We start from the raw sequence: 790 nt of genomic DNA, 5'->3' as shown, positions 1-790 counted from the left end.
GGTATCGCCAAGTTATTTTTGACCGATTGCGATGGGTCGGTTGAACGACCGTTAGGCTGCTAGTTCCGCGGTATATTCAGCCCAGAGACTAAGGGCATCCGTTCTGGCATGGCGGTAGGAGGCGGCGGACAGTTTGTGGCGACGGGGTCGAAAGATCAGGTTGATTTGGTCGTGAGCGGCAAGGAACCTTTGTGCCTGTCTTGGTGATTTGAAACGGCCCATGATCTTCTCGCGTTTGCGAGTTGGCCGGTGCGAAACTTCGACGGCATTGTTCAAACCTTTGTGCGCGCGATGGTCCGCGTCCGGAGCAAGATGCCTGGTTGGCTTGGTGTAGCTTCGCAATTTGTCCGTGATAACAACCCTCGGCTCGCCAAACCGGGCAATCAATCCACGCAGAAAGCGCTTTGCGGCCTTCGCGCTCCGCCGTGACTGGACCAGAATATCGAGCACATCCCCATCCGCGTCGATAGCGCGCCAAAGCCAGTGTTTTGCGCCGCGTATCGTGAGCACGACCTCATCCAAGTGCCATTTATCGTTCGGCCGCGGCCGATCCCGTCGAATACAATCCGCGAAATGTTGGCCGAAACGATTAACCCAAAGCCGGATTGCCTCACGGCTCACATTCACGCCCCGTTCGGCGAGCAAATCTTCAACATCGGCCGTGCTGAGGGCAAAGCGATGATAGGCCCAAACTGCATAGGCGATGATTTCGCGAGGAAAGCGAAAGCCCTTCAGGCGAGGCATGTTGGTCGGAATCTTCATCCCAAGCGGATAGCGCGGGAAAGATTGT

General features: G+C 56.3%; 1 protein-coding gene. It reads right to left on the bottom strand.

Translation table 11 applies throughout. The features are described from left to right. Window positions 1-51: 51 nt before the first annotated feature. Window positions 52-762 (bottom strand): IS6 family transposase, encoded by a 711-nt coding sequence (locus ACR0AO_RS25475; protein ID WP_480609847.1) that lies wholly within the window; start codon window positions 760-762, stop codon window positions 52-54. Between the last annotated feature and the right edge of the window lie 28 nt (window positions 763-790).

This window comes from Ruegeria sp. AF8, assembly GCF_056541825.1.
This window is presented reverse-complemented; position numbering and strand designations above follow the sequence as displayed.